This window comes from Haladaptatus rarus (assembly GCF_054177585.1).
Map to the genome: position 1 here is coordinate 46683 of NZ_JBPEHG010000008.1, position 26332 is coordinate 73014.

General features: G+C 53.3%; 30 protein-coding genes. 15 read left to right on the forward strand and 15 right to left on the reverse strand.

The annotated features are described in order from the left end of the window. Positions 1 to 23 precede the first annotated feature (23 nt). The gene (locus tag ACR3FE_RS17120; protein ID WP_458208594.1) at positions 24 to 545 is read left to right on the forward strand and encodes a hypothetical protein; all 522 of its coding nucleotides are present in this window, start codon (positions 24 to 26) and stop codon (positions 543 to 545) included. An 87-nt stretch (positions 546 to 632) separates the two neighbouring features. Here ACR3FE_RS17120 and ACR3FE_RS17125 read toward each other — a convergent pair whose 3' ends face one another. Then, positions 633 to 983 carry a hypothetical protein gene (locus ACR3FE_RS17125; protein ID WP_458208595.1) on the reverse strand — a complete coding sequence of 117 codons (351 nt, stop codon included), beginning with the start codon at positions 981 to 983 and terminating at the stop codon, positions 633 to 635. A gap of 79 nt (positions 984 to 1062) precedes the next feature. Between ACR3FE_RS17125 and ACR3FE_RS17130 the strand changes: the two genes are divergently transcribed. Then, entirely contained in the window at positions 1063 to 2319 is a 1257-nt protein-coding gene (locus ACR3FE_RS17130) for an aryl-sulfate sulfotransferase (RefSeq protein ID WP_458208597.1), read from the forward strand. Positions 2320 to 2375: 56 nt separating this feature from the next. Here ACR3FE_RS17130 and ACR3FE_RS17135 read toward each other — a convergent pair whose 3' ends face one another. Then, positions 2376 to 3056 carry a helix-turn-helix domain-containing protein gene (locus tag ACR3FE_RS17135; RefSeq protein ID WP_458208598.1) on the reverse strand — a complete coding sequence of 227 codons (681 nt, stop codon included), beginning with the start codon at positions 3054 to 3056 and terminating at the stop codon, positions 2376 to 2378. Between the two features lie 211 nt (positions 3057 to 3267). Here ACR3FE_RS17135 and ACR3FE_RS17140 point away from each other — a divergent pair, with 211 nt between their 5' ends. From ACR3FE_RS17140 to ACR3FE_RS17155, 4 genes are all read left to right on the forward strand, one after another. Next, positions 3268 to 3519 (forward strand): hypothetical protein, encoded by a 252-nt coding sequence (locus ACR3FE_RS17140; RefSeq protein WP_458208600.1) that lies wholly within the window; start codon positions 3268 to 3270, stop codon positions 3517 to 3519. A gap of 304 nt (positions 3520 to 3823) precedes the next feature. Beyond that, positions 3824 to 4159: a DUF7344 domain-containing protein gene (locus ACR3FE_RS17145; protein ID WP_458208602.1), complete on the forward strand. Its 336-nt coding sequence runs from the start codon at positions 3824 to 3826 to the stop codon at positions 4157 to 4159. A 578-nt stretch (positions 4160 to 4737) separates the two neighbouring features. Continuing rightward, positions 4738 to 5490 carry a hypothetical protein gene (locus ACR3FE_RS17150; protein ID WP_458208603.1) on the forward strand — a complete coding sequence of 251 codons (753 nt, stop codon included), beginning with the start codon at positions 4738 to 4740 and terminating at the stop codon, positions 5488 to 5490. Between the two features lie 222 nt (positions 5491 to 5712). Beyond that, complete coding sequence (locus ACR3FE_RS17155) at positions 5713 to 7176, forward strand: extracellular solute-binding protein (RefSeq protein WP_458208604.1); 1464 nt, start codon at positions 5713 to 5715, stop codon at positions 7174 to 7176. A gap of 221 nt (positions 7177 to 7397) precedes the next feature. Here the strand turns inward: ACR3FE_RS17155 and ACR3FE_RS17160 are convergent, their stop codons facing one another. The 3 genes from ACR3FE_RS17160 to ACR3FE_RS17170 all read right to left on the reverse strand — a co-directional run bounded on the left by ACR3FE_RS17160 (position 7398) and on the right by ACR3FE_RS17170 (position 10176). Next, entirely contained in the window at positions 7398 to 8582 is a 1185-nt protein-coding gene (locus ACR3FE_RS17160; RefSeq protein ID WP_458208605.1) for an inorganic phosphate transporter, read from the reverse strand. 197 nt (positions 8583 to 8779) lie between these two features. Next, positions 8780 to 9562 (reverse strand): winged helix-turn-helix transcriptional regulator, encoded by a 783-nt coding sequence (locus ACR3FE_RS17165; protein ID WP_458208606.1) that lies wholly within the window; start codon positions 9560 to 9562, stop codon positions 8780 to 8782. A 236-nt stretch (positions 9563 to 9798) separates the two neighbouring features. Then, a complete protein-coding gene (locus ACR3FE_RS17170; protein ID WP_458208607.1) occupies positions 9799 to 10176 on the reverse strand; it encodes a formate/nitrite transporter family protein in 378 nt (125 codons plus the stop codon). Positions 10177 to 10598: 422 nt separating this feature from the next. Between ACR3FE_RS17170 and ACR3FE_RS17175 the strand changes: the two genes are divergently transcribed. After that, a complete protein-coding gene (locus ACR3FE_RS17175; protein WP_458208608.1) occupies positions 10599 to 11657 on the forward strand; it encodes a class I SAM-dependent methyltransferase in 1059 nt (352 codons plus the stop codon). A gap of 224 nt (positions 11658 to 11881) precedes the next feature. Here the strand turns inward: ACR3FE_RS17175 and ACR3FE_RS17180 are convergent, their stop codons facing one another. Both ACR3FE_RS17180 and ACR3FE_RS17185 read right to left on the reverse strand, forming a co-directional pair. Beyond that, positions 11882 to 13009 (reverse strand): phosphotransferase family protein, encoded by a 1128-nt coding sequence (locus ACR3FE_RS17180; protein ID WP_458208610.1) that lies wholly within the window; start codon positions 13007 to 13009, stop codon positions 11882 to 11884. A gap of 288 nt (positions 13010 to 13297) precedes the next feature. After that, entirely contained in the window at positions 13298 to 14002 is a 705-nt protein-coding gene (locus tag ACR3FE_RS17185) for a tyrosine-type recombinase/integrase (RefSeq protein ID WP_458208611.1), read from the reverse strand. Between the two features lie 190 nt (positions 14003 to 14192). Between ACR3FE_RS17185 and ACR3FE_RS17190 the strand changes: the two genes are divergently transcribed. Further along, positions 14193 to 14576 carry a hypothetical protein gene (locus ACR3FE_RS17190; RefSeq protein ID WP_458208612.1) on the forward strand — a complete coding sequence of 128 codons (384 nt, stop codon included), beginning with the start codon at positions 14193 to 14195 and terminating at the stop codon, positions 14574 to 14576. A gap of 112 nt (positions 14577 to 14688) precedes the next feature. Here ACR3FE_RS17190 and ACR3FE_RS17195 read toward each other — a convergent pair whose 3' ends face one another. After that, positions 14689 to 15549: an IS5 family transposase gene (locus tag ACR3FE_RS17195; protein ID WP_458208613.1), complete on the reverse strand. Its 861-nt coding sequence runs from the start codon at positions 15547 to 15549 to the stop codon at positions 14689 to 14691. Positions 15550 to 15816: 267 nt separating this feature from the next. Here ACR3FE_RS17195 and ACR3FE_RS17200 point away from each other — a divergent pair, with 267 nt between their 5' ends. After that, entirely contained in the window at positions 15817 to 16137 is a 321-nt protein-coding gene (locus ACR3FE_RS17200; protein WP_458208614.1) for a hypothetical protein, read from the forward strand. A gap of 207 nt (positions 16138 to 16344) precedes the next feature. Here the strand turns inward: ACR3FE_RS17200 and ACR3FE_RS17205 are convergent, their stop codons facing one another. Further along, positions 16345 to 16536 (reverse strand): hypothetical protein, encoded by a 192-nt coding sequence (locus tag ACR3FE_RS17205; RefSeq protein ID WP_458208615.1) that lies wholly within the window; start codon positions 16534 to 16536, stop codon positions 16345 to 16347. A 250-nt stretch (positions 16537 to 16786) separates the two neighbouring features. Further along, positions 16787 to 17248, reverse strand: a complete 462-nt coding sequence (locus tag ACR3FE_RS17210) for an SHOCT domain-containing protein (RefSeq protein ID WP_458208616.1) — start codon at positions 17246 to 17248, stop codon at positions 16787 to 16789. A gap of 237 nt (positions 17249 to 17485) precedes the next feature. Between ACR3FE_RS17210 and ACR3FE_RS17215 the strand changes: the two genes are divergently transcribed. The 4 genes from ACR3FE_RS17215 to ACR3FE_RS17230 all read left to right on the forward strand — a co-directional run bounded on the left by ACR3FE_RS17215 (position 17486) and on the right by ACR3FE_RS17230 (position 19846). Then, positions 17486 to 17794 (forward strand): thioredoxin family protein, encoded by a 309-nt coding sequence (locus tag ACR3FE_RS17215; protein WP_458208618.1) that lies wholly within the window; start codon positions 17486 to 17488, stop codon positions 17792 to 17794. 22 nt (positions 17795 to 17816) lie between these two features. Next, positions 17817 to 18560, forward strand: a complete 744-nt coding sequence (locus ACR3FE_RS17220; protein ID WP_458208620.1) for a plastocyanin/azurin family copper-binding protein — start codon at positions 17817 to 17819, stop codon at positions 18558 to 18560. Between the two features lie 234 nt (positions 18561 to 18794). Next, positions 18795 to 19274: a DsrE family protein gene (locus ACR3FE_RS17225; protein ID WP_458208621.1), complete on the forward strand. Its 480-nt coding sequence runs from the start codon at positions 18795 to 18797 to the stop codon at positions 19272 to 19274. Positions 19275 to 19324: 50 nt separating this feature from the next. Then, entirely contained in the window at positions 19325 to 19846 is a 522-nt protein-coding gene (locus tag ACR3FE_RS17230; RefSeq protein WP_458208622.1) for a DUF411 domain-containing protein, read from the forward strand. A gap of 271 nt (positions 19847 to 20117) precedes the next feature. Here the strand turns inward: ACR3FE_RS17230 and ACR3FE_RS17235 are convergent, their stop codons facing one another. Both ACR3FE_RS17235 and ACR3FE_RS17240 read right to left on the reverse strand, forming a co-directional pair. Beyond that, entirely contained in the window at positions 20118 to 20516 is a 399-nt protein-coding gene (locus ACR3FE_RS17235; protein WP_458208624.1) for a DUF302 domain-containing protein, read from the reverse strand. Between the two features lie 1040 nt (positions 20517 to 21556). After that, positions 21557 to 21910 carry an SHOCT domain-containing protein gene (locus ACR3FE_RS17240; RefSeq protein ID WP_458208625.1) on the reverse strand — a complete coding sequence of 118 codons (354 nt, stop codon included), beginning with the start codon at positions 21908 to 21910 and terminating at the stop codon, positions 21557 to 21559. A gap of 236 nt (positions 21911 to 22146) precedes the next feature. Here ACR3FE_RS17240 and ACR3FE_RS17245 point away from each other — a divergent pair, with 236 nt between their 5' ends. Next, on the forward strand, positions 22147 to 22707 hold the full coding sequence (locus ACR3FE_RS17245) for a DoxX family protein (protein WP_458208626.1): 561 nt from the start codon (positions 22147 to 22149) through the stop codon (positions 22705 to 22707). Positions 22708 to 22796: 89 nt separating this feature from the next. Here ACR3FE_RS17245 and ACR3FE_RS17250 read toward each other — a convergent pair whose 3' ends face one another. Beyond that, complete coding sequence (locus tag ACR3FE_RS17250; protein WP_458208627.1) at positions 22797 to 23684, reverse strand: complex I NDUFA9 subunit family protein; 888 nt, start codon at positions 23682 to 23684, stop codon at positions 22797 to 22799. Positions 23685 to 23826: 142 nt separating this feature from the next. Next, positions 23827 to 25191: a vitamin K epoxide reductase family protein gene (locus tag ACR3FE_RS17255; protein WP_458208628.1), complete on the reverse strand. Its 1365-nt coding sequence runs from the start codon at positions 25189 to 25191 to the stop codon at positions 23827 to 23829. Positions 25192 to 25443: 252 nt separating this feature from the next. Here ACR3FE_RS17255 and ACR3FE_RS17260 point away from each other — a divergent pair, with 252 nt between their 5' ends. After that, positions 25444 to 25938 (forward strand): CBS domain-containing protein, encoded by a 495-nt coding sequence (locus ACR3FE_RS17260; RefSeq protein ID WP_458208630.1) that lies wholly within the window; start codon positions 25444 to 25446, stop codon positions 25936 to 25938. 58 nt (positions 25939 to 25996) lie between these two features. On the opposite strand, the gene ACR3FE_RS17265 is transcribed toward ACR3FE_RS17260, so the two are convergent. Further along, the gene (locus ACR3FE_RS17265) at positions 25997 to 26203 is read right to left on the reverse strand and encodes a heavy-metal-associated domain-containing protein (RefSeq protein ID WP_458208631.1); all 207 of its coding nucleotides are present in this window, start codon (positions 26201 to 26203) and stop codon (positions 25997 to 25999) included. Between the last annotated feature and the right edge of the window lie 129 nt (positions 26204 to 26332).

A 26332-nucleotide genomic window follows, 5' to 3' on the forward strand; every position in this document is an offset into this window, starting at 1 on the left:
CTGTTCAAAAAAGTGATTCAGCTATGAACAGGCGCCGACTACTGGTTTTAGGCACCACCCTCGTCTCTGCACTCCTCGCTGGCTGTTCACGCATTACCTCCTTCAAACCCACTGACGAAATCTCCACGTTTCGTGTCGAATCAGACATTTCTCCCCTCCCAACAACGGAACAATATATTCGCGGCCAACCCGATCTCAGTGAGATAACTCTCTGGGCGAAATTGTTCCCGACTGCAACCAATGCACATCAAAATCTCCATCTTTCGCGCTTACCGCCTGAAGAGGCGCACCGCATCACGACCGAATATCGGGACGCAATCTGGATCGTCTTCGTCGCTGTTCTCCCAGAAGGCCAGCGATTCACCTCGGGGAGGGCCACTCGACAAGATGATACGCTCATGTTCCCCCACCCTGAGCGCACTGGGTCTGTCACCGATGTTAATGAAATCCGATATGTGTACACCTATTACAAAATACGCCGAACGATTCCGTTCACCACGCTCCCATCCACCGTATCGGTGTCGATGACGTGGGATGAATCATAAACACGTGAGTATCCCATTAGAATGGGTGATAAACGCCCACGAACACAACAGCCAATGTGTGCGGAAGGAAAGATACGCACTCTGTATTCAGTACGACCGCTGAAACCTATCACCGTATGAGAATTTTAACAGAGCCGTCTTTTTCGTTGTCGTCTGTAGCTGTGTCGTCACGACAGCGATGAGTTCGTCACGGCGGACTGGATACCCTTTCTCGAATTTGTCCGCAAGCTCTGACCGAATACTGGCGATCTTCTGCTCGACCGACCTCGCATCGCCTTGCTTCACCCGTGCGTACAGTTTGACCTGCTGCAGCTTCCGCCGCAGCCGATCACATCGACCATCGGTGGCGAACGCCAGTAAGATACGCGAGAGGTACTCGCCTTTCGTGTCGGACTCGGGCGCACGCGTCTCGAAAGAGGCGGAACGAAAAGAATCCAAACTCTTTTCGGGGTCTCTTCTAGCACTCTCTATTAATGGATCGTCCCACACGTGGACCGGGTTCATCCTCGTTGGTGTCGTGCTTCTTTCTACAACGCTCGTGGTCAGCGCGGCCCTCGCTCCAGATATCGGTTCCGCTGGAGGGAACGGTGATCGCCAGACGGTAGTCGGCTCACAAGGCGGTGGCCCCGGCTGGCACAAGTACGGAAGCGTGTATCACCTTACTGGACGAAATCAAACGTGGCGCGAAGCGAGCGCGGGAAGCTACTTCGACGTTACAAAAACAGACAATGGAACGGTGCTCGCGGGGTTCATGGACGACGGCTACCAAAAATGCGGGCCCTATGACTCGCCTTGCGCGCGAACTGGATTTCGTGTCATCGACCCCACACCGTCACCACACGTCGTCTCAGAGTACAGCTTCCCTGTCCGCAACCAAAAGAACAGCGAGGTTCACGACGTCGAGCGCCTTCAGTCAGGCGAATATCTGGTGACTGATATGGAGCACGAGCGCATCTTTACAGTGAAGAACGGGACTGTCACTTGGCAGTGGAACGGCAGTTCGTTCTACGATGCGCCAGCCGATCCGACGAAAACGGACTGGTTACACATCAACGACGTTGATGCCATCAGTGACGACCGCTATCTGGTGTCGCTCCGAAACGCAAACCAGTTACTGATTATCGAGCGAGGAAACGGCGTCGTCGAGGTAATCAACAAGGATGCCAAGGCAAGCGATGACGGGAGCTGTCAAAAATCAGGGCAGCTAGCCGATACCGATGGTGACGGCGACATCCGATGTGGAGACCCCACCGTACTCGACCATCAGCATAATCCACAGTGGCTCGGCGATGGGGCAGTGCTCGTTGCTGACAGTGACAACGATCGTATCGTCGAACTTCATCGGACTGCCAGTGGTGAATGGGAACCAGTGTGGACAGTCGATAGCGCCGGTGGCGTCCCGTTGAAGTGGCCACGAGATGCTGATCGGCTCCCGAATGGGAATACGCACATCACTGACACGCTGAACAAACGAATTGTCGAAATCAATGCTTCAGGACGAGTCGTGTGGAGCACACAAACACCACGGATTCCATACGAAGCCGATCGACTGCCAGTCGGTGAAACAGTCGGTGGGCCACAACACGATGGAAATACAGATTCGGTGGTCACACAGCGGCGTGACGTGCCGATACTCTCGACGATGCTCGTAGTACTCCGGGCGATTGTTCCTGTCACACCGTTCTGGTTTGGCATTCCACAATTGGTTGTGTCCCTCGTCTCAGGTGGCCTGATACTGGTTGGAAGTGCCCTTCATGTTCGTCGGAGACTGTGACAAGCATCGATATACACAGGTACGTTCGAAAGTTGGAGTCCGTATAAGTTCCCGATTCACACTCTACCAAGCCTCTCACTCTTAGTGGGCACGTCGAGATCGCCGATGGTTGAGTGAATTAACGTCTCAGTTCCTCGCCGAAGTCGTTCTGAGAGTGCTTGGTGACTGATTCCCAGTTGCGCAGCCACTTCTTCGCCCGATATAGATTTCGGAATCGAATAATAGCCTAAGTCGGCCGCGGTGAGCATCGTTTCACGCTGGAGGTCAGTGAGACCGTAGGTATCCTTTCCTCTAGCATCGGTACTATACAGGTTGATGAGATTGAAGGAGAGGTCGTGATCCCGGCAGAAATCAGCGTATTGCTGGACGCTCTCTCGGTCTGGAAAGTGAATCTGAACCAACCAGCCGTCCCCTGACCGTTCCGACGACATGAAGACAGCACCCTGTTTGGCCCAAATCTGGTACGTAACAACGTCTTCGCCGCGTTGGGTCAATTGCACATTATACAGTTTTGTTTCGTCTACCTCAGTCAAGACGATCGGATCGGTGACAGTTGGATCGGCTTCGAGACCGGCGTCGAATGCACTGAAGTCATCGCCACTTGTCCAAAAAATCATCGTCGTGGGAGTCATCATCGTCGCTGCCTGCTGTATTATCGAGATAGCCATCTCGGGGACTTCTTGCAATGCTCGTTGGAGAATCGGTGTTTCTAGGTAGAAATTTGCGATGACGGACATCCTAGTTCTCGTAGGGGCGGAACCAAGAAAAGGAGAGCGGCGAGTTAACTCGGTCTCCTGCCCGTTCTCGTCGAAGTATCCACTTCGTCGAACTCACTTCCCGAAATCTATCGCTCCACGCCTAATCCAAGATGGAATTGATTATTGGCGGTTGTAATAGTCAGAAATTAATATAGAAAAAGTTACAAGACGGACAGCAAAACGGATCTATATGAACCCAGCGTGGTTTGTTGACTGGGTGTTTCTCATCGTCGCAGCAGGTACTGCCCTCGTTGGAGGATATCAGGCGATCGTCCACGGAGCCCATGCAAAAGCACTTCGTACCGGCGCAATCAGTATTCTGTGGTTCAGCGTGATACTAATCGACGGGTACTACGATATTCTCGTCTCAATTATCGCCATTGGAACTATCGTTCTTGTACGGATACTCACGCAAGATCGCGTGGGGATACAGCGTCCGTGAACTGCCTCAGGGCCTGACCTCGAGGCATTCGCCTTGTATCTCTGTAGACAAACGTCAGCTGGTATTAAGGCACTTCTATCGTACGATCTGTTCAATGTCATATGGAATATCCAGATTAAGCATTTCCGATGTCTACGCTCAAAGGAAATCGAATCAAAGAGCGCTACGTGCGTTGGGAAGCGAAATCACAGTTTGAACAACGGTCGATCCACGACCGACGGTATTTCGAGAAGGTGGTCAGAGTCGTCTTTGTAGTCCACTCCTCATCGAAAGATGGGAAGAAAGGATTCCCAGGGGAAACTCAATGATTAGTCCACAAGAGTCGGTATTACTGACGAACGGCGATGAGGTTGTGACCGATCTAATCCGATGTCAGATCGTCATGATTGCAAATGAACAGCCATCCCATGCAATCCACCTTGATGAACTCGTTTCGATTCTTCTCGATGCCGCGGCAATCAAAGACAGTATCCAAGGTGTACAGCAACTACAAATGATCCTTCATCATTCCCACCTGCCGAAACTGGCGGATATGGGCATTCTGAAGTACAACTCAGCAACCATGACCATTGAATTCTTCCCATCGGTTCGCATTAAGAGATTGAACGAACAGAAATGGAGGCACTATGGATCGGTGTGACGAGTGTATTTCGACCTACACCGGCTGCAACGGGTGGTTCGCAGCGACGCCATCGATGAGGTATCCTTTACATATTAGCCATGGCTACTGAAAAGTATTCGATATCGGTCGAACGGTGGATGGCAATTATTATTGCGTTGATTAGCGGGCTATTCGGATGGATTTTACTTGACCAAATCCCCCCTGTTCCTCGCTTCATGCTTGTCATCGTAGTCGTCTTGTACAGTCTTTGGATCGCCCATCAGGAGCAATCATTCTCAAAGACGAAGTAGTAGAATTGGTTCCTGTAGTTTTCTGTGTACTAACCAACCAATTGTGAAATCGACGTTGAGTTTCACTTCTATCTTTGGACGTACATTGAGTAAGAACCTTGCCTGAGGGATTACTGTCGGTGGTTGCGCTACAATCAGCGGCAGTCAATTTTATAAAATGCTTTAAATGAACTTACTCAAATATTGGATTAATATACGAATTATTGCTCCGACTTTCGAAGATGTGGTCAGAATTTGTTTACAAACACGACACCAGGTATCATTCAATATGTCACTCCACATTGATAGGAAGGTGAAATAACTCCAATGACTAATGAGCTTGACGAACTCACTGACAAGGTAGAACAGTCGCTTACAGATTTCGAACCTGCCTCCCATGAAGACGGAACCGAGCACTCCCTCGATGAGCTTATAGAGCGAGTTCAAACCTCCATCGAACGGCTCGAAGAAGCCTTTGAGTCCGCGGAGACATTCGACGAGGTAACTGCGGCGGCCCAACAACTGTGGACGGTTCTCGATGAAGGGGAAGATGTACTGGATAGCTTTGAGATAAAGGAGTTTCTCAAAACGGTTGATATCACTCAATTACCGGACGTTATCGACCTCTCCAATGTTCCGGATGCAGTTGCAAATGGACGACTTCGGAAAGCACTCAACTTGAAAGCGCTCACCAAGGCAATCGATTTCCGTGAGTACTGGAATTCACAAGAAATGCAGCAGGTTTGGGAGGAAAGTAAAGAGTTCAACGATGCAGTAAGTGATGCGACCGATGGCGATGACGAGGGAGAACAGAAGGGGCAGGAACCTGTTGATGGGGATGACGAAATAGCGAAGTTGGCCACAGATGCGACTGAGGGAAAGCTGCAATCAGAGCTTTTAGAGAACGTGGAGCAGTTCCACGAGAAAATAGCCGAAGCTCGTGATCAATTACAACAGCAGATCGAAGAGAGTGAATTAGGGTCCGGAGATAATCAACAGCCGTCGAGAGGGTACTCAACGGTACCAGAAATCCGTCCGGATATCGATGTCAACACCGGGCATTCCACAATACCGAAATGAAAAACAGAATAATCGACAGAAGGATATCGAAGGTAGGCCACCAACGTCAGAAGTCATCAACTCCCTCTGTCCGGTTATCAGGTGCGCGTCATACTCATCATGTTCGGAGAGGGACTCGGAGGTTCAACAAAATACAAGAGTGACATCTTGACAAGTGAAATCGGAGCGGGCGCCAGCATCTCATTGAGAAGCAATTCAAAGACAGTCGGTACGGGGGAAAATATGAAATCACAGAATAGATCCAGCGAAGAAAGTTCATGTTCTACAATCACGCGGCGGGGGTTTGTCCGAACCGCTGGCGCACTGAACGGAGTCAGCGTTAGCGGTTTGCCGTTATCGCGTGGTGCGGCTCAAAACGGGACAACAGTGCAATGGGCTTCAAGCGCCGACTTCTGGGAGCTCTCAGAGACATTCCAGAACGCACTATGGGAGGCGGGATTAGATAGAAGCATTTCGCTCGAAATCATTCCCGGGCCATCTGAGACAACGGAAGTTGAGCAACAGTATACAAGATGGCTTTCGGCTAATTTAGAGGAACCAGACCTCCTCATGACGGATAGCGGCTGGACGCTCGATCTCATCATCCGACGGCAACTGCTCAATCTGAGCGATCATCTGCCCGACAAAGTGGTGAAACGCATAGAACGCGACTATTTCGAGACCAGTCTTTCAACTGCAAAGGGGCCACGCGGCGACCTCTATGCGGTACCGCTCTCTCCCGACTTTCCGACGATGTTGTATCGGAAAGACTTGGTCGAAAACGCAGGATACAATCCAGATGGTGAAAACTGGGCGACGAATTCCATTCGGTGGAAGCAATTCTCCCAGGTCACTCGGGACGTCCTCGACCGCACCAAGAATGTCCCGTATGGCTTTACTTTTCAGGCGAGCCAATACGAAGGGCTCTCCTGTTGTGATTTTAACGAATTCATGACGAGCTGGGGCGGTGCGTATTTCGGAGGACAAAGATATCTTTTCGGGCCAGTCGGCAAACGACCAATCACCGTAAACACCAAGCTAACGATCGATTCGCTCCGAATGATTAGAACGTTCATGTACGGTCAGAATGACAACCCTGCACTCGATGGGTATGCTGGAGGGATTGTCCCTCGAGGAGTCCTTTCGTGGATCGAAGACACATCGCTGGGGCCATTTCTCAATGGTGATGCTGTGATGCATCGCAATTGGCCGTACGCGATTCTCAGTGCTGGAGACAAGAGTGTCTTCGGTACTGATTTAGGGGTGATGCCGATTCCCTATGCAGTTACGGAGCAGCAGGCGAAATATCCCGGGACAGGGGGGCCGACTGCTGCGCTCGGTGGGTGGCATGTCGCAGTCAATCCGCACACGAAGAAATTGAAAGAGACGTTGCAAGTTATCGAAGCAATGACGCAGGAACACTTCCAACTGGCACTCCTCCGGAATATCGGGGTGTTGCCACCGAATCGGAAGCTCTTCCAATCCAAACAAGCAAAGCAGGTGCCAGTGATGGGGCGATATCTGGAGCCACTTCGCATTGCGGGTGAGAATGCAATTCCCCGCCCTATCACGATAGCATGGGCACAAGAATCGGGAAAAATCGCTGAGAATGTCCATGCCACATATTCGAGACTTGCATCGCCAGAGCAAGCAATGGCCGAGTTGGAATCGCAACTCCGACTCATCGAAGACTACAACGAAATCTAACAACCTGCGAGGGCAAGTTCCCCGACCCACCGGGGTCGGGGGTGAAGCCCGATACTCAACCTAGTGTTCCGTCTCCTCGATATATCGTTCGACTACTTCCTCTGACACCGCGCCCAACCCCATCCTATTCTCTCGCAGAACAGGGAGCGCTAGCGCACGGGCTGTGGGAACCAAAATAAGCCTCGGACCACCGCACCCGAGGCTGTTTACCAACTCAGGTGCTAACCGAATACAGAAGAGATAGCTCGCAATAGCACATAGGAAACCACGATTGAGAGAGTAAAAGAGCAAAACCAAGCGACGGCTGTATACAGAAGTTTTCCTCGACTCACTCGTGCTTGGCCTGCGGCAAAGCCACTCCCAATCACCGCACTCACGACGATTTCATTGAAAGACATAGGAATCCCATAGTGAATTGCAACTTGTGCGATTGCAAAGGACGGCATGAGTGCAGCGATCGCACGACGTGGGCCAAGTGCAGCATAATCACGAGAGATTGCCTTGATCATTCGCGGCGCACCCATCCACGAACCAATAAGTAGTCCGAAACCACCGCCGAGAAGCACTGCAACTGCTGGAATTGCGAGAGAATTATAAAATGGAAGAATCGGGCCGATTGCAAGCCCAACTTGACTCCCCCCTGCCGAAAAAGCAACGATGGCACCTAGAAGAAAAAGAAATCGGCGTTGCGCAGCAAGTACATCTCGCTGGAAATCTCGAATTATAAATGACATTGAAATAAGAGATAAACCAAACGTGAATGTTAATCTCTCAGCTACTGGTGATATTGAGATAGAGGCCGCAAGCAAACATACAATCGATTCGCCCTCCGGAGCGGTACCTAAAAACGGGAATTGAATATTCACGATGATTGCACTGACAATCCCCCCAAGAATCGGAATACTGTATCCGTCTAGAATTGTCTCTTTCTGAAGCAGCCGAGTGGTAATATACGCAGTGCCGCCGCCAAGAAGTGGAGTGAGAAGCCACAGGAGGCTAATTTGTTGATATTTCGACCACGCGGGATTACCTCCGAGTCCAAGACCGACACCAATCACTGCACCAGTCGCTGTAAAAGATGTTGCAATCGGATAGCCGGTAAAAATCCCGACTACCACAAGACCTGCGGCTACGAACAGGGCGACAACGATAGCGGTTGGTGTTAGTTTGACACCCCGAATCATACCAGCGGCCATTGCCTCAGCAACGCTCGTTCCCTGCATTACTGCCCCAATGAATGCGAATATACCTACTAGAAAGGCAGCACGCATGGTTGAAAGAGCCTGTGCCCCAACAGCTGGAGCAAACGGAGTAGAGCCACTGGACCCCGCGCCAATCGTCCACGCCATAAATAAACCAGCCCCACCTGCAATCACGGCCAGGATAAGCGTCCCCACCGAAACCATAGGAGTGTTCCAACGGCGATGCTTTTGACTGCCATGGCCATTTTCTGTTCGAAGTGTCGCAAAGAGTTCACCATTTTGACCAGCCGATACCTTTCTCTGTTCTCAAAATTCTTCCACGGCTAAATCAGTAGATTTCCGCCTCGAAAATCCGTGATGAGTGGAATTGCTGAGGAAGGGTCACGGAATGGAAACGTGACTTAACCGAGACCCGTAGAGGATGCTTGTGAGTCATCAGTCGAAATCTCTTGCTTATTCACGATACCTCGCACTTCATTTGGCGTTGAGATTGTAATTGCATTCCCGTCTTGGCTACGGACAACAAGCTCATCGTCTGCCAGTCGATTAAGGTGGTACGAGACCGTTCCTAATGAGCGATCAACAACAGCCGACAATTCCGTCACTGTGAGGGGTTCATGTTGGATAACGGCTTTCAATATCGTTGCTGGCGCATCCTCATTGAGGGCGGCAGATAGACGGTGATTGGATTCATCTATCGGATAGAGCCGATGCTTCCCCCGATGGGATTTGCTTGACGTTAGTCGCTCTTCTTCAAGAATTCGAATGTGATATCGAACAGTTGAACGAGGGATTTCTGTTTGTTCGCTGATTTCCGAAATCGACGCCCCTGGAGATTGTTTGATTGCCTCATGGATCTTCATTCGGACATTATTCTCAAGGGGATCTGAATCATCATACCGGCTATAACTGTTGACGACCGTGGTGCTCACAGATGCCACGCTCACATCATCTAATCCACTCCGTTCTATTATCTGACTCATTCGGACGGATGAAGGCATATGTTGGGTAGCTGGCGATGTGATCTGATTTGCGGCCTTGTCTTCTGAACCATTCCTCACTGTTTGGTCGGAATGGTGCATTCCACTGTGTGTTGGAGTGGCTGTTACGAACGCAAGTGGCCCAACGCTAAGGATAAGAAATGCAACAAGCACACGCAACCCAATAGAGGTTCGTTTTCTCATTATTTTTCTCTCCGTTCACCCGTTTTCATTCTCGCTGTCTGTTGGAAGTGAATGCAGCCGGTTCTCGGGCGAGTAGTTGAAGCAGAACCCCAATTTATATATACTTGTTGGCAAATCAAGTCATTTGATAGCACTTGACTTTCCAGTTAACGAGTCGAAGATATTTACCGTAATTAATATATGATTATAGTTAGTATAGAAAAATTATATTCTAATTTGAACGAGTTTAACTATATTTATTTAGTTTTTACGTCTGTGTCATCCTTCGAAACCGGAACGCGTGGTCGCCCTACATGCCACCCGAAGAGCCATTCACGAAGGCTCAGCTTCGGGGCACGTGTTTTTTCTGAAAATCGTCGTTGGCTTGTTTTGGCATAGTTGACCACTGCGACTAAGAGTACTCCGCCGAGGGTGTTACCGAGAAGGACGGGAAGCCAAAAATCCACAAACACAACGAAAAGACTGGCACCACCCTGGAAAACTAGATACAGTGCATCGCAGGCAGTGACAACGACGTGATAGAGTCCCGTTGCTGGAATCGTATAGATGATAATGTAAACAAGAAGAAGTCGAGTCACAGAGTCACGGGATGCGTGATCGAGCCACTTGACCACGAACAATCCGGGCTCGGCGAGTTCACTTCAGGGTGACCATCGGATCCCGACCGTCTGTCCCCTTCTTTACCTGTCCGCTCCCACTAATCGCATTCTGGCTGTGTTGAAATGCATGTTACTCGATATTTTTCCACAACCGTGCTGAATACACAGCGCGTTTTCACCATCTTCGGAACGACTAACAGAATCGTCTACCAACCAAGTGACTGCCGTCTACGCTGGTACGCCCGGCCGACGAACCCACCGAGTGGCGCGAGTGTCACACCGGTGAGCAGACTCCAGTAGACGACACTACCCAGTGCAAACTGGGTAAAGCAGCGGTAGATACAGTTATCACCGATTGAATCGTACTAGGACTGATACTTACGCCTCCTTCAAGGGACGTGGGCTGATGCCAGTGAGTGTCTCAAAGGAGAGATCAAATGTCCATAGACGAAGCGAAACTACACGAACTGCTCGGGACGGCCGTAACTGATTTCGGCGCGACATTCCACGCCGCACTGGTCGTCATCGGCGACCGACTCGGCCTGTACAGAGCGCTCGCGGACGGGGGACCGCTCACATCAACCGAACTAGCCGAGCGAACAGAAACGGCCGAGCGGTACGTACGCGAGTGGCTACGTTCACAAGCCGCAGGGGGATACGTCACCTACGACCCCGAGACGGACCGATACGATCTTACCCCCGAACAGGCCGCAGCGCTGGCCGACGAGAGCAGCCCCGCGTTCGTCGCAGGTGGATTCGAGTCGGCCGTTGCGACCCTTCGATCGACGGAGGCAATCGAGGAGGCGTTCCGGACGGGAGACGGCGTCGGCTGGCACGAACACGACACCGGCCTGTTCAAAGGCACGGAGCGGTTTTTCAAGCCCAGCTACGCGACGCATCTAATCGACGAGTGGATTCCAGCGCTCGACGGCGTCGACGAGAAACTCGAAGCAGGTGCTCGCGTGGCCGACGTTGGCTGCGGTCACGGTGCATCGACGATTCTGATGGCCCAGGCGTATCCCGAGTCGACCTTCGTTGGTGTCGATTATCACGATGGGTCGATCGAGACCGCGCGCGAACGAGCGAAGGAGGCTAACCTTTCCGATCGAGTACGCTTCGAGGTCGCAGAAGCGAAGACGTACAACGGTACTACGTACGACTTCGTGGCTATGTTCGACTGTCTCCACGACATGGGCGACCCAGTTGGCGTCGCAGCCCACGTTGCGGAAACACTCGATGAGGACGGAACCTGGATGATCGTCGAACCATACGCGAGCGATGACGTCGAGGAGAATCTGAATCCACTCGGACGGGCGTTTTACTCGGCCTCCACGATGCTCTGTACGCCGAACGCGATTAGCCAGGAAGGTGAACATACACTTGGTGCTCAGGCTGGTGAAGCACGTATCCGGGAGGTGGTCACTGCAGGAGGACTCTCCCGGTTCCGTCGAGCGACAGAGACACCGTTCAATCTGGTCTTCGAAGCGCGGCCCTGACGGACAACGTGAGGGTGCTGGATACACCCTCTATATTCAGCACGATGCTTGTGACAGCGACTGGGGAGGTCATCGCACTCGTGCTGAATACAAAGCGCAAATTCAGCACGAGTTCCAGCTGACCACGCATCCGACCATCGGGATGATACCGACTGTGCGAATTCTGGTCGATCCCGCGAATCCAGCGGATGAATAATACTCGCGTTATTTACGCTACCCCGCAGTCACAGCGCTAACTCACCATCGACCACCTGCCAGAACCGGTTCCCCATCGCGGGCACGAGCACTTCTGCCCCCGCGTTCCATCGCGGGTTCGCCTCATCGGAGAGATGTGCCCGATAGAACGATTCGACGATAGCGGCAACCCGATGGACGGCCTGCGCGTAGTAGAATCGTTCGTTCGAGAACCGGCGTCCAGTCGCCGACTCGTATCGGTCCACCAGCTCCCGGCGGGTCGCGCAGTCGGGGTGTCGTGCATACGCGACGGGCCCGGTCTGCTCACCGTAAAATTCCTGTGCGTTTTGCAGGTGCTCGTGATCGCGGTACCGGGCGACGAGTTCGTCGTCAAAAGGGGTCGGGTCGTCCGCTTCGGGCCACCAGCTACAGAGGAAGCCGAGATCCGTGAGTGGATTCGAGATAGCACTCTGCTCCCAGTCGAAGACGCCCTGAATCTCCGGTGGTTCGCTAGCCTTAAACACCATATTGCGAGGGGAGTAGTCACCGTGGACAAGCGTCCGCGTCTCAGTCTCCGGCGCGTTCGACTCCAGCCACTCACCGGCTGCTCGCAGTCGAGGAAGGTCCCGGACCTCCCCCGTCCGTTCCAGTGCCCATTCAAGCAACTCTACCGATCGCTGGACGTCGGAGGCGTTTGTGAGCGTCGGCAGGTCGACCGTCTGTAGACGATCCGTATCGACTCCGTGAATCCCGACGAGAACGTCCACAACTTCGAGTCCTACCTGCCGCCGGTACTCGGGAGTCTGGAACCGTTTCGGGAGCTTTTCCACACAGAGGTCTCCATCCAACCGTTCTTGCAGGTAGAACGGGCTCCCTATGACCGTCTCATCCTCGCAGGCGAACATCACCCGCGGCGCAGGTACATTGGTATCCGCGAGTGCGTCGAGTAGGTCGTATTCACGGCGGAGATTTCCCAGAACGCCAGGTGCAATGTCGTACGTGGAGGTCCGGCGGAGGATGTACTCCCGGTCGTTCCACGTAACCCCAAAGGTTTCGTTGACTGCACCCCCCTCCATACGTTCCACGTTCTGGAGAGTGCCCGCTCCCAGGTTGATCGCGAGACATCGCTCGAGAGCTGCCTCGTCGATGGATTCCGTGCTATCGGGTTCACCACTCATGATTCCACCCCCCGTCTGGAGTCACCGATGATAACGTAGTCGTATGGGTCCAGCTCCAGACCGGGGTCGGTCTTGAGGCCGATAATTCGAAGTCGGGATTGAACAAGACCGAACTCATCATGCTGATTACACACTCACAGGAGATATACGTATGTCGCTTGAATGACCTTCAGACCTCTGCGAGGTGTTCCAGAGACCTATCCAGACTCAATCACGGTATGGGATACCGTTTTGTTGAGTAAATACTCTGTATCGGTCACGCCGTTACTGAGGGGCGATTGAAGAGTCCTACCGGTGATGGACTCGACGCAATGCATCCGCAGTCGCTGTTCCTGAGATACGGATGTATTTTTGTGCAGTCGCCAAATCGCTCCATCCCATCAGGGCTTGAAGTGGCACCGGGGCAACGCCTTTGTACGCGTGGTAGCTGGCGGCGGTCGCTCGCAGACAGTGCGGATAGACATGACCCGAGAGACCGCCCTCACTGGCGGCAGCCTGCACTCGTCTGTTGACCGTTGACCGCGACCGGGGAAACTCATCGTATCGGTTTGCAAAACGTTCGACACACAGCTCCAACCGAAGCGAGAGATCAAACGGAATGAGCCGAGCAGAAGCCACAGTCTTCGGGTGCCAACGGGTCGCGACAGCATCCTCGACAGAGAGGTGGTCGTTGTGGGTGGCTTCCTGTCGGGCCTGTCGTTTGCAGTATCCGCACTGGCACGGTTCGTGTTGTGGGATACGAATGGTGCGTCGGTTCCAGTTCACCCACGCGGTCTGAAAGTGCGCAATCTCGCCAGCTCGAAGGCCGAGTCGGCCTGCTATGAGACAAATGAATCGTGCTTCAAAGTCGTATGGTGCCGAAAGGCTTGAACACGCTTCCAGCAGGAGTTCGAACTCGCGGTCAGTGAGGACATCCTCGTGGGTGTGCCGAGTCGTGAGCGCCCGCCGATGACGATCAGCCCATTCTGTTCCGGATTGGTTGTGATGAGACACCCGTAGCCATCTTCATCCTGGCCGATTGGGAGTATCGTCGAGTTGTGCTGCATAGAGGGCGCAAATCGGTCACGAGGGTAGCACTCGTATAATGGAGAGAATTGGCGGTATCGATTAGTACAGACAAAGTACTCACCCGCTGGTTCAATGGAACCGTAGTTTCATCTTAGAGGGAATATAACATATCCGCATGCTTCGCAAGGTGCTCACTACGATCTGTACCGTTGAGGTGCTTGCTCCAGCGGCCTTGATTGAGTCTGCCGAACGAGTTGCCCTCAAAAATTCCGAGGAGTGTGACTGGCGGTCGTGGGTGGTACCGGGCGCTCGACTTGAGGGAGTGGCCATTCTCTGGCTGGTGTGGCGAAGTGACGAATCGTATTCTGCATTCAAGAAATTCCTTGGTCTCATCGGCTTGCTTGCCCTCTTCTTCCCACGAGCCTACGTAGACTATGGATCCGACGTAGCGTACACTGAGACATCCTCGCCAGAGTGGAAGCCGTGGGTATACATGGGGACACGCCTTGTTGGCCTACTCTATGTCATTATCGCTCTCAACGAGTTCCGGGATGATTGAGAACCGGAAACTTTCGTATACCTACTCAGCGGCTGTTTCGTCACCGAAGGTGTGACACAAATGCCGACTGTTTGCTGAATACACGCTCTCGGCCTTGTTTAGACGCTTGAATTCATCGGCTTGAGTCCTCAATGGCGCGTTCGATGTTTCGGACCGCGGATTTCATGACAAGTTCGCGGAATTGACCGAACCACGTCCTCGACCACAGCGTCTCGCCGTATCGACGGCGCAATCCGAAAAACACCGATTCAGCGTTCGAACGAAGGTGATACGCCCGATCGTAGATGAGCAAATTTCTCGCCCATCCCCGCATCCCGGGATCTCGCTGCGGGATCAACGGTGTGATACCTTCCGCACGCAACTTCGTGCGAAGATTCTCCCAGTCGTAGTATTTATCCGCAGTGACAGTCGTCAATTCGTCGAGATTCCGCACTAATACCTGCCAGCCCACCTGCGTATCGTGCGGTTGTTTCATCGAACAGTGTATATCGAGAATCGCACTCGTTTCGCAATCGACGAGCAGCGTCGTCTTCACCGCCTCGAACGTGTAATCGGTGCGTTTGGCGTAGTGCTGGCTAGCTTGAACGCGATCCACACCGGTTGCGTCGATTGCTTGGACATCTCCGAGGTCGTACAATTCAACTGAAGCGTCAAGGATTACTCGCCACCGTTTCATCGGAATCTCTTGTTTCCTGGTACACACGGTCGAGAAGTGTGGCAATGTTGCAGCGGTCAAACCTAGCGATTTCGCCACTCTCGGCATCTCTCGAAGAACATCCATCAGCTTCCTGTAGTCGTGATTGAGATACTCTTTGAGCCCCTGAATGGCGAGAATTACCCAGTCAGCATACCCGTCTTTTCCAGGCCGGTATGCCGGAGCTGGCTCGCCAGCGACGGCTTTTTGAGCGAGCGAAACAACCGTCTCCGTGAAGCGGGCGGTCTTGGTTTGCACACCCAACTCGTCCCGCTTCACTTCCTAGTAAATTCGACAAGTAACAGCTTTTGCTAGGCCACTAGACTTTACTAGTGACAACCTCACCCGGGTAATCGTGAGCGTCTAAACAAGGCCTACGCTCTCTATTCAGCACGCCGTTTGTGACAGACGCTCGGTAGTTCGTTGAATCACCGCAATGATACAGCGCGCGTATCGGTCACAGGCTGAAATAGAATTGTTTGATTGAGGGCAAGGGCTTATCAGCAGTCTCGTTCGATTCTGTGACTAATGACTGACTGAAAGCGAGTGAGAAGGGAACTCCGGGAAGCGGGCTATTCTGGATTCGAGTTTGAGAGTGGGAAGACCGCTGTGCCGGGGTTGTCCGGGGAGTGGTTGGCTGATGATATTGCACGCGAAGGAAGGCTACAACGTGAGAACCAACCACTATTGATACGTATCCTTGATGCCTTACCGGGTGAAGGTGGTGCCGGAACAACTGACCCGGAATGTGCCCCGGAAAGCATACAGAAAATCGCTCATCAACACGGGCTAGAAGTCGTGATAATTAGTGTTAGCAAGGATGAGGCGCGTATTGCGCTTTGTGATTCCTCGGAACTGGCCGACTGATAAACACATCCTCTCTATTCCGCACGCGATTCCTATCACTTGTTGAGAATTTCAACAGAACCGCAACCGCTATCGCTCCGCTCCCCCATTCCGTGTCCTGTCGATCACATCACTAATCTCGCCCGCCTCGATGTGCGAATAGCTCTTATTCGCAATCGCAATCGACGAGTGACGCAGCGCAGCCTGTGCATCGGTCGGATTCGCCCGTTACAGCTCATCCCCAAGCCCGCGACGAACACCGTGTGGTTTGAGATACTCACCGTCGACGTCCAAATCAGCCTCCTTACACAGCCGCTTCATCACTGACCGTGCCCCTTCCGTCGAAATCGCAGGCAAGACGACCTCGTACTCTCGAATCACACTGTCGATATCCACGTCCTCGACATCTACATTCGGCACTTGCGACCGAACCGCCCGGTACTTCGAGGGCGCGTGTTCCGTGGGAAATACTGGAAACGCCGGGGTTGCTGGATCAAGTTCTGCCTGCCATCGGCGGAGTGGCTTCTGTGCGACCTCGGGGAGCGGTGCGTACTCGTACTCTTGGCTTTTGCCGAGGACGCGAAGGAACCTATGTGCTGAAGGCTGGCAACCTGTTTGCTGCTGAAAATTGGAACGGTAGACGGGGCAATTGTCCCGGCTGAAAGCCTACTCAGTGTCGTCCGTGCTGGTGCTTCCCACGACGATGACACTTTTGACCGTGGTGGGGGATCTGTTTCGAGGTTCCCTGCTCAACCCGTTGGGTCTCGTTCGTCGCTTCAGAATCGAGGTCGAGTCGGGTTTCGACGTCGGCGATCGACTCGTTTTCCAGTAACGTCTCTAATCGACGCTCGAACTCCGTGTCGTCGATTTCGCCGACGGCGTACTGCTGTTTGAGCGTGTCCAGGGCCGCTTCCCGATCAACTGTCGTATCCGGACGCAATTTGTAACTCCCAGTCCGACTTTCTAATTCGTGGCTGATGAGGGCCCACGACAGCCCACCCACGATGAGGAGTGCCAGGGGAAGCCAGTACCAGGCGATGTTCGGGGATGTGAGGAGGAGGCCACCACCGAAAACAACCAACCCAACGATCCAGGGTCGACCTATTCCAGCACTCGATATTGTATTATTCATACAATACAGTTGTGGCCCCACCACCAAAAGAGACACGGTGCGCGTAGGCGCTCGTTGCGATCGAACCTGTCGTTTCGAAACCGGGGCAGACGTTCTCCCCGAGCCCGGAGTAACCGACTCGAACACCCACTCCGGGGAAACTTCCCCTCGGCTCCCTTCGAATCCAAAATCTGCGGCCCCTTCAGCTTTGGGATGTTAATAGAAATGTGGAAAAAGAGCAAGACCATACTAGCCACTATGACCGAGGTAATCCTCTTCACCCAGGAGACGTGCGGGGCGTGTGCAACACAGCGAGAGAAAAACGAGGGCATCGAGGACGCGTATCCGGACGTCGAATTTCGGGAAGTCGACATCCAGAACGATCTGGAGACGGCCGAGGAGTACGGCGTCCGAAAGACGCCCACGACACTCGTGTACACAAACGGGGAACGGACTGACGAGTTTATCGGGATCGTCGATCGAGACGAGCTGGAGACGGCTATCGAACGCGCAGACCACCAACCAACCGGACTCGCGCAACGGCTTGCCAGCATCGTACGCGGATAACGGAAACCAACAAATTCAAACCATGAACTACAGTAGACGCCAGTTTCTGGGAGCGCTCGGAGCCGGCACAGTCGCGACTGCGGGACTCACCCAGCCAGTCGTCGCACAGGAGAACCCCGTCGTCAGAATGGGGAACAACTATTTCGACCCGATCGGGCTCTACGTCGAACCCGGCACGACCGTTCGCTTCGAGATAGCGGCCGGAGCACACTCGGCGACCACCTACGAGAACCGGATTCCATCCGATGCCAGCGCATTCGATAGTGGGGTTATCTCGTCGGGCGGGTTTGAGCACACGTTCGAGGAACCGGGGACGTACGACTACTACTGCATCCCACACAAATCGGTCGGGATGGTCGGTCGAATCGTCGTCGGCAGCCCCGGCGGCCCGGCTGAAGAGAGCCCCATTCCGGACGGTGATGTGCCCGACAGCGAAGCCATCATCGAGCAAGGCGCTGTAGCGTACGGGTCAAGCACGGGCGGTGGCGGGGACTCCGGTGGTGGAATGATGGGGCCCGGAATGGGGTCTGGCCCTGGAATGATGAACGGCGGCTGGTTCGGCGGGTTGCCGTTCGTTGGCGGGGCACTCGGAATGCTCGGGCTAGTCGGCGGATTCCTCTACTGGGCACTAGGTCGTGGTGACACACCCCCCGCGAGTGACGATTCCGCGATGGAAACCCTCCAACGCCGATACGCACGAGGCGAAATTGACGAAGAGGAGTTTCAGCGACGCCGTGAGCGATTGGTGAACAACCAAGAGAACTGAAGCCTATCAAATGCGGTGTGTGCGGAGATTCCCACGCTCGTCCCTCGATGCATCTCTCTGCAAGAACTTCGGGCGAACATATCGTTGAGATTCTAGTCAAAAAGAATCCTGCCTTTCGACAGAATGAGGTTTCTCATCCGCTACTTAAATGGAATACAAATACGTTTTGTCGCTTCTCAGTTCTCGCAGTTAGTATGGTGGATTTATCCCAATTTCGTACAACGATATTAATGGATGCAACGACGTAACTTCGTCTCAGTAACTGGCACGCTCGGTGCGTTACTCCTCGGGAGCGAATCGGTAAGTGCGAAGAACACAGAACGTCCCACACAGCGCGACACGTGTGCACGACCCGCACCGAAGACCAAAACTGTTCTTCATCTTTCGAGCGGTGACTCAATGGCCCACAAACATGCCTTGATGAACGCAAAGAACCTTCTGGATGATGAGAGTGTTCCTGTCAAGAATCTCGTCGTGTTAGCGAACGGTAAAGGGGTCCGACTGTACACACCACCGACCGATGACAACGAGTTCGAAAGCCAGATTGTGTCGCTCCAGGATCGTGGTGTTACATTCCGTGCCTGCGGGAATGCGATGGAGATGCTGGGTCTCACGAAGGACGATCTCCTCCCTGGAGTCGAACGAGTTCCGTCTGGTGTCGGCGAACTCGCCCGCTTGCAAGCACTCGATTTCGGATACATTAAGGTTTCCTAGCACAATACCACGATGCCGAATCAATAGTCAAATACATGGATGGGATACCTATGACAAACCTCAATCGCCGTGCCTTCCTTGGTACGCTAACCACAGCAGGACTCGGAGCAATTGCTGGCTGTACGAGTGGCGATCAGACCAACAAGAACTTTGAGACGGGTGGGAACGAAAAGCAACTCCGTCAAGCAGCGACGACGTATTTGACGAAAGCCACCCTCTACAAAGCACCCAACTGCATGTGTTGTGAAGGTCACAAGAAGTACCTCGAATCAACAACAGATGTGAATATAACAGTGAAGAACGTGGATGACCTAATGAAAGTGAAATCACGATTCGACGTTCCAAAAAACCTTGCGAGTTGTCACACGCTGGACACCAGTGAATACATCGTGGAAGGTCATGTCCCTCAAGAAGCAATCGGGAAACTTGCACTTGAAAAACCGGACATTCTCGGCATTGCACTCCCAAAAATGCCGGCAGGGTCACCCGGAATGGGAGGCGAAAAAACCGAGGAATTCGTTATTTACGCAGTGAAAAAGGACGGCTCCTATCGAAAATTCATGACGATCTGACACCATAGCTCCGATGCTCGAGGAGTTTGTCCACTACACGTGAACGGATTAGTATCCTCTCGATGAGTAGAATACCTAAACACGAACGAGGCGACGTCGAGGCCGCCACTGCAGACAACGAGGCTGACCGATCAGGGTCGAGGGAACTGCCGATGTCGACACCATCCCACAAACTATTGAGGACGTAGGCTACACCGTCTTGGTTCTCTCCTGTTTGGAGTACCACTGCCTAGTCTTTATAATCCAGTCACTCACTGGCAAGAATAACTCATCAGTACTCGGCGGCGACATCGTCTAACACGCGGTCGAATCGTTCGCGAACGTCCTCGGCGATATCGTCGAGGGCAGGGTTCTCGACGACGCTCAGCAGGGTATTGGGGTCAACGGCGCTCACGACCACGTCGCTGTCATCCTTATAGACGACGACGTTACAGGGAAGTAGCGCACCGAGATCGCGTTCAGCGTCCAATCCCTGTTCGGCTAGCGGTGGGTTGCACGCGCCGAGGATGCGGTACTCCGGATATCCCTCGAGGTCGAGTTTCTCTTCGAGTTTCGCTTGTAGGTTGATGTCGCTCAGGACGCCGAACTCCTCGGCTTCTAGCGCGTCGGCGGTCGAGTCGACGACATCTTGAAACGGGCCATCGACGCGGCGGGTCATCGTGTAACTCATAGCTACCTCACGGGTCGTCCGCCACCAGTATAGTGTTTAAGGCACAATCGTAATGGCAGCTGATACATCTAAATCATCAAAAGATGTAGCGAAGTCCTCGTCAGATACAGTCAGAACCCCCGCTTCACGGATGACTTCAAGATCTGGCGGTGGCGTAGACCGTTGTGCAGGCTCGATAAATGCCGTATGAAGGGTATTCAGGTAGCTCTGGATACTTGCACGGGCATTGGTGAGAATCACATCACCAGGTTGATGTTGTTCGGGAACACCAAATCGCAGTACCGTCAAGGCCTCATCGTGGACTGAAATACCGATGACAGACGCCTGTTCGGGTGTCTGCTATATATCCGGTGGAACCACGAGATCGTACCCTGGTTAAGCGTGTCAATGAGAGCGCCCTCGGCAGTGGCGAAAATCAGTGGCAACCCACTTCAGAGCAGGAGGATCCACGTTGTCGGGCCAGCAAGGAACACGAAGGGGGCTGTGAGGCTCAGTACCATTGAATTTTGATTACTAATTCTTTGTAGGGACTGTCATGCCCACGCTATCAATCGAGAGGTGAGTGGCCCGGCACCGCCTTCGACCCAGACTGTCGTTCATAGTAGATCGACGACGACAGCAGTAAGCAGAACCACACCAAGGAGGAAGTATACGAGATTCATACTGTTCCTTCCTCTGGGATGTGGAGTGACTGACGGGTAAAATGAACTTGTTCGGCCGCTAAGCGGCACCACGGCCGCCTTCATTCTTCGTCTCAAAATTTGTCATTTAAATGGTAGTAATGCTCGATGGTGGATAGTCACTTTCACATCACTCGACGTTAGTGTTCGTGACAGGAGAAGGGAGTGGGTGCAACAACTGCGTTTCCCTTCTGACAACCTCCCGTCGATATGATAAACAATAGCATAGGTCTTAACGGTTACTGCCGCTAATACAGTTCGATAGCGCACATCTCCGTCTTTAGGCGGAGTCGAGCGAGAGGCATCGTGTGAGAATCCATAAAGAAAAACGAAGGTCAAGACAGTCCCAAATCTCCTGACTCACTCTGATCGGCGAAGCGTGTCCCGACGTTGCGCGTACTCGTCATCCGTCAATTCGCCGCGAGCATATGCGACACGGAGTTCTTCAAGCGCCCGATCCTGTTGACTGAGGGACCCATCTGCGATCGATCGAAAGAACAGATATCCCAAGCCGACCAAGACAAGGAGAAACAGGAGCATCATCCCGATTCCCCATAGTGGTGAGATACCGACCTGCGGCCCGACGTCACCCCACCAACCCACCATTCCCATCATCGGACCTGCAAACACCATCATCAGCATCGGGAAGAGGAGGAGGACAGCAATGACGATAAGCACGGTTCGAAGTACTGAATCGGTTTCTGTTGTGGCCATGATGTGATTTCCTCATTCGATATGGGTTGCTAACCAATAAAGTGTAGTGGGTGTACAGGAGATCCTCTGGTAGTAATCTCCTCGCACGCCTGAAGACGCGGAAATACACTGAAATCTTCTATCAATTTGTACTCATCCTTGGCGTATACCGTCGCTCGTTAACCACATCGGTGAACGGCAACACAGACGTCACCTATACACGCCTGGCGGCCTACTCTAAATTAGTGGTGATGTCAATGGCTGACACGCAATCCCACTACAACGAGTTCCGATCCACAATTGGGGGAGTTACTGTCGATGGTCGTGCCCATTCGCTGAGTGCCTGGTTCGTGCTTGCACTCCGCCTCGTCATCGGGTTTGCATTCTTCTATACTGGCGTCGAGAAGCTCTTAGGTGGCTTCGATGCACAGGGGTATCTTTCAAACGTGGCCGCAACGAATGGGAATCCCCTGGAAGGGATGTTCCTCTGGATGAGCCAAACGTCGTGGTTCATCGACTTCCTCAATGTCGCTGTCCCGTGGGGTGAAGCGGCGATTGGCCTCGGTCTCATGGTCGGGTTCCTGACCCGCCTTGCCGCGTTCTTCGGTGCGTTCTTGATGCTGATGTTCTATTTCGGTAACTGGGACATGGTTCACGGCTTCATCAACGCCGACTTCATGTACATGCTCGTGTTCCTCTCGGTCGCTGCATTTGGAGCGGGACGCATTCTTGGCCTCGACGCGTATGTTGAGCAATACGAAATCGATGGCCAGCCTCTCCTTGAAAAATATCCCTTGCTCGAATACATCCTAGGGTAGACATAGCACACTTGGCCCGCGTCGTATCCCTGTTTGGATGTTAGTGTCCCGAGTTGTGGGTAATTCGGTGCAGCAATCACCAATCCATCTTACCGTCCGCTCAGGTACATCGCAACTCGCATCAGATCAGTTTCTTCGAGACCAAAGGCTGTGATATCATTATGATCTGTGATGTTCGTCATCTCGAGGGCTCTTGCCTGATCGATGCCGAGAGGAATGATCTGCAACGGTTCGGCGGCGGACAGAGCAATCTCCACTAACTGCATCGGGACAGGAATGATACGAACCGACTTACCTTCGGCAAGATAGAGCATGCGCGTGACCTCTCCGAACGTGAGCACCTCTGGACCACCGAGATCATATACCTCCCCCACATGACGGTCATCCTCGATCGCGTCTGCGACGATTCGCGCGACATCCTCCACCCAAATCGGTTGGAAGCTTGGTTGCTTCCCACCGGCCGGGAGAACTGTCACATACGGTGTCGTGTACTGTTTGATGAACTCGAATGTTTCGCTCCCCTCGCCAAAAATGAACGAGGGGCGGAGGATCACCCAGTCTAAATTCGAATATTGAGCTACCAAGTCACCAAGTCCTTGTGTCCGCCAATAGGCGATTGTGCTGTCCGGATTCGCACCGAGCGAACTCATCTCGATATATCGAGAAACCCCGTGTTCCTGAGCAGCGTGTACCGCATTCATTACGCCGCCAATGCAAACGGTGTCGTGAAACGTTCCAGGCCGGGGTTGATGAAGCGGCGGAAGCGCTGTGAGATTTACTGCGGCGTCCTTCGCTTCGAACGCCTCCTTGATGGAGTCGTAGTTCGTGATGTCGCCCGACACCAACTCAACGGCATCTGGAAGAACTTCGGCTTCAGGTGAACGAGAGAGTGACGTGACTGCGTGACCCCGGTCGACGAGCTCAGCACAGACGTTTCGGCCGACAAACCCGTCACCCCCCGCAACGAGAATATTCATATTCAATATCACATTAGGGACGACCGTAAAGTTTCAGTCCCGTATTTGGTTTCTTGACAAGTCAATAATTCGACCTCACGGGTCGGGGGATCTCGCCCTGTTCACCCTACAGAGCGGGGACAGTGGTCTTTCCGAATCAGCGTTATCGTATATACTGGTTCCAGATGCCGTAATGGTCGCGAATACTCCCACGAGGGATACTGACAAGAACGATGAGAATACCGACGGCGGCGCTATTCCACGTAGTAATCGTCGGAGCGCCTATGAGAATCCAAGGAGCAACGATGACCCAGATGCCGAGGGGGACGTTCAGGAAGCGGACGGCGCGCGCTGGTTCTCCCATGGCGATGACGGAGAACGTGACGATGAGTGCGCCGACGAGGTGGCTACTGTCTGCGGCCGAACCTGTCGTACTGAAGAGTGCGGGCGACAGCATCAACCAGAGCCCCAACCCAGTTGCACCGAGGAGATGCCACGGCATGGACACTCCCCAGAACATCGACCAAAACGAGTCTGCGTTCGAGCGTGTCTCGCCGTCTACACCAGCGTCCATAACGGGGAACGTTCCCCCCATCCAAAAGGCGTACCAGAGTGATTCGCCCTCTCGCGTCCGCCGGTACAGAAACTGCCCCATCGCGGCGACCTCGTCGACCGTTAGCGCGATCATGAACAGCATCGCTAGCGCGGAGAGAAGACAGAGCGTACACCATGACCCCACAGCCAGCGGTTGGAGGGTAATGAGAACGATGCTGACGAACCCAAGCGGGATGACTACAATGCCGAAGAACGTCACCATCCAGGGCATCGTTCGCCACCGACGCTTGTCGCCCATGAATCCCATGAGAACTTCAATCGCATACGCAATGGCACCGAGACCGGCGTCTGAAATTGGAAACATTTTCGAGACATCAGAGGTGAGCACGTTCACCGTTCCACGGCCGAAAAACGGTTCGGAGACGAAGTCGGTGTAGCCGAGCTGGAACGTGGCCATATGGGTCGAGAAGAAGAATCCGATGAGCCCAGCGATGATAATCGGTGCTCGTTGTGCCGCCGTTGACGGGTTGTACGTCCAGCCATGTGGGACATCTGGCCCCGGCATCTCCAACCGCATTACAACGAGCACAGCAAACGTGATGACGAAGACTCCGACGAGTGTGTCGTTCAGGTAGGCGGCACTCGTCGGTGCCCAAAAGAACAACGGTGCGAGGAGCAGCCAGACGCCCACAAAACCATTTGCGTAACTCGCGAAGCCACTCTGGAAGAAAACCACGGCTCCTGCGAGCCCAATCAGGAGTGCACCGCTGACGATGTCGCTGACGGTCATCGCAATGCTCTCGTACCCGAAGGTGAACGGACTCGCGATGAGCCAGAGTCCAAGGATGACAATGGGATACTGCGGCCAGATCTCCATCGTCGGGTGCTCAAGCATCATGGTGCCCGGCTCTTGCGACTCCTCATGTTGGTGGTCGGCTATCTCATCGGACGAAAGGCCGTGGTGCCCGCTCATTGTTTCCTCAACCGATAGTTTGCTTCGGTGGCATCGACCAAAGGGGCACCGGTGGACAACGACTCATAGTGACGTTAATCTGATTACTGCAACGAACCAATCCTCCCCGTGGTGACCCCCCGTGAATCAACAACACAATCAGATAGTGGTAATCCTCTTCTTCTGCGTTGTCAACACCATATATAAGAAACATATCTCAAAATTGGTTCATCGGGCACTACACTTTTCGCTCACTTCACCGTATGGGAGTCGATGGCAACCGAACGTTCCGATACCAACCTTCGAGTGGGGAGAGTCGCACAAAAAGACGCGGTGAGCGTCTCCCGCGACGCGACAATCGATGAAGTCGCACAAACGATGGCTGACGAAAACGTGGGAGATGTTTTGGTCACCAAGGACGGAAATCTCGTCGGGATTATCACCGATCGTGATCTCGTACTCCACCTCCTGACGGACGAGCACGGGACAAACCTCCTGAACGATGAGTCGGGAGCCGACCTCACCGCGGCAGACATCATGACCGAGGATCCACTCACGATCGACTCTCAGGCTCGTATTCCACGGTTACTCCACCATATGAACCAGGTGAACGCGCGACGAGTCCCTGTCGAGGAAGATGGAGATGTTGTAGGGATTATTACGTTCGACGATCTCGTCGTCCATCTGGCGGGTGAGAGTGAGCATGTGGCCGCGCAGCTCGAAAGCCTCGCCGATATCGTCCACGTGGAATCACCACAGCGTGGTTGATTCGCAACCAACTGTCCGAAAAAGAGGCTAATCGGAGGGTCGGGCGACGTAGTCGCTCTCAGTTCTTCTTAGGCGTCGCCGTGTACCCTGCACCTTCGACGGCCTGGACGAGCTCCGTGATATCGGCATCACCTTCGATGCTCGCCTGTTCGGCCTCATGGTTAGCAGTGGCATCGGTAGTACCGCTTACACCACGGAGGGCTTCCTCGACGGTCTGCTCACAATGCTCGCACGACATTCCTTCAACAGTGATGGTCGTTGTCATACACCTCGAGATACGTCTGCCTATCTTTTGTGGATTCTCCTTTTGATTCGTAGACTGATCTGCACCTACTACATTAGAAACGAAGGCAAATTCCCCGTGTGACTTTTGGCTCTCGGTGCCGTAGTGCTA

Excerpts from the sequence above, each read along its gene's own strand:
- ACR3FE_RS17245 (WP_458208626.1), top strand. The coding sequence starts at position 22,147 with ATGGCTGACACGCAATCCCACTACAACGAGTTCCGATCCACAATTGGG.
- ACR3FE_RS17165 (WP_458208606.1), bottom strand. The coding sequence starts at position 9,562 with ATGAGAAAACGAACCTCTATTGGGTTGCGTGTGCTTGTTGCATTTCTT.
- ACR3FE_RS17240 (WP_458208625.1), bottom strand. The coding sequence starts at position 21,910 with ATGGCCACAACAGAAACCGATTCAGTACTTCGAACCGTGCTTATCGTC.
- ACR3FE_RS17215 (WP_458208618.1), top strand. The coding sequence starts at position 17,486 with ATGACCGAGGTAATCCTCTTCACCCAGGAGACGTGCGGGGCGTGTGCA.
- ACR3FE_RS17140 (WP_458208600.1), top strand. The coding sequence starts at position 3,268 with ATGAACCCAGCGTGGTTTGTTGACTGGGTGTTTCTCATCGTCGCAGCA.
- ACR3FE_RS17250 (WP_458208627.1), bottom strand. The coding sequence starts at position 23,684 with ATGAATATTCTCGTTGCGGGGGGTGACGGGTTTGTCGGCCGAAACGTC.
- ACR3FE_RS17135 (WP_458208598.1), bottom strand. The coding sequence starts at position 3,056 with ATGTCCGTCATCGCAAATTTCTACCTAGAAACACCGATTCTCCAACGA.
- ACR3FE_RS17230 (WP_458208622.1), top strand. The coding sequence starts at position 19,325 with ATGACAAACCTCAATCGCCGTGCCTTCCTTGGTACGCTAACCACAGCA.
- ACR3FE_RS17190 (WP_458208612.1), top strand. The coding sequence starts at position 14,193 with ATGCTTCGCAAGGTGCTCACTACGATCTGTACCGTTGAGGTGCTTGCT.
- ACR3FE_RS17220 (WP_458208620.1), top strand. The coding sequence starts at position 17,817 with ATGAACTACAGTAGACGCCAGTTTCTGGGAGCGCTCGGAGCCGGCACA.
- ACR3FE_RS17235 (WP_458208624.1), bottom strand. The coding sequence starts at position 20,516 with ATGAGTTACACGATGACCCGCCGCGTCGATGGCCCGTTTCAAGATGTC.
- ACR3FE_RS17225 (WP_458208621.1), top strand. The coding sequence starts at position 18,795 with ATGCAACGACGTAACTTCGTCTCAGTAACTGGCACGCTCGGTGCGTTA.
- ACR3FE_RS17255 (WP_458208628.1), bottom strand. The coding sequence starts at position 25,191 with ATGAGCGGGCACCACGGCCTTTCGTCCGATGAGATAGCCGACCACCAA.
- ACR3FE_RS17175 (WP_458208608.1), top strand. The coding sequence starts at position 10,599 with ATGTCCATAGACGAAGCGAAACTACACGAACTGCTCGGGACGGCCGTA.
- ACR3FE_RS17265 (WP_458208631.1), bottom strand. The coding sequence starts at position 26,203 with ATGACAACGACCATCACTGTTGAAGGAATGTCGTGCGAGCATTGTGAG.
- ACR3FE_RS17120 (WP_458208594.1), top strand. The coding sequence starts at position 24 with ATGAACAGGCGCCGACTACTGGTTTTAGGCACCACCCTCGTCTCTGCA.
- ACR3FE_RS17210 (WP_458208616.1), bottom strand. The coding sequence starts at position 17,248 with ATGAATAATACAATATCGAGTGCTGGAATAGGTCGACCCTGGATCGTT.
- ACR3FE_RS17160 (WP_458208605.1), bottom strand. The coding sequence starts at position 8,582 with ATGGTTTCGGTGGGGACGCTTATCCTGGCCGTGATTGCAGGTGGGGCT.
- ACR3FE_RS17145 (WP_458208602.1), top strand. The coding sequence starts at position 3,824 with ATGATTAGTCCACAAGAGTCGGTATTACTGACGAACGGCGATGAGGTT.
- ACR3FE_RS17180 (WP_458208610.1), bottom strand. The coding sequence starts at position 13,009 with ATGAGTGGTGAACCCGATAGCACGGAATCCATCGACGAGGCAGCTCTC.
- ACR3FE_RS17150 (WP_458208603.1), top strand. The coding sequence starts at position 4,738 with ATGACTAATGAGCTTGACGAACTCACTGACAAGGTAGAACAGTCGCTT.
- ACR3FE_RS17155 (WP_458208604.1), top strand. The coding sequence starts at position 5,713 with ATGAAATCACAGAATAGATCCAGCGAAGAAAGTTCATGTTCTACAATC.
- ACR3FE_RS17260 (WP_458208630.1), top strand. The coding sequence starts at position 25,444 with ATGGCAACCGAACGTTCCGATACCAACCTTCGAGTGGGGAGAGTCGCA.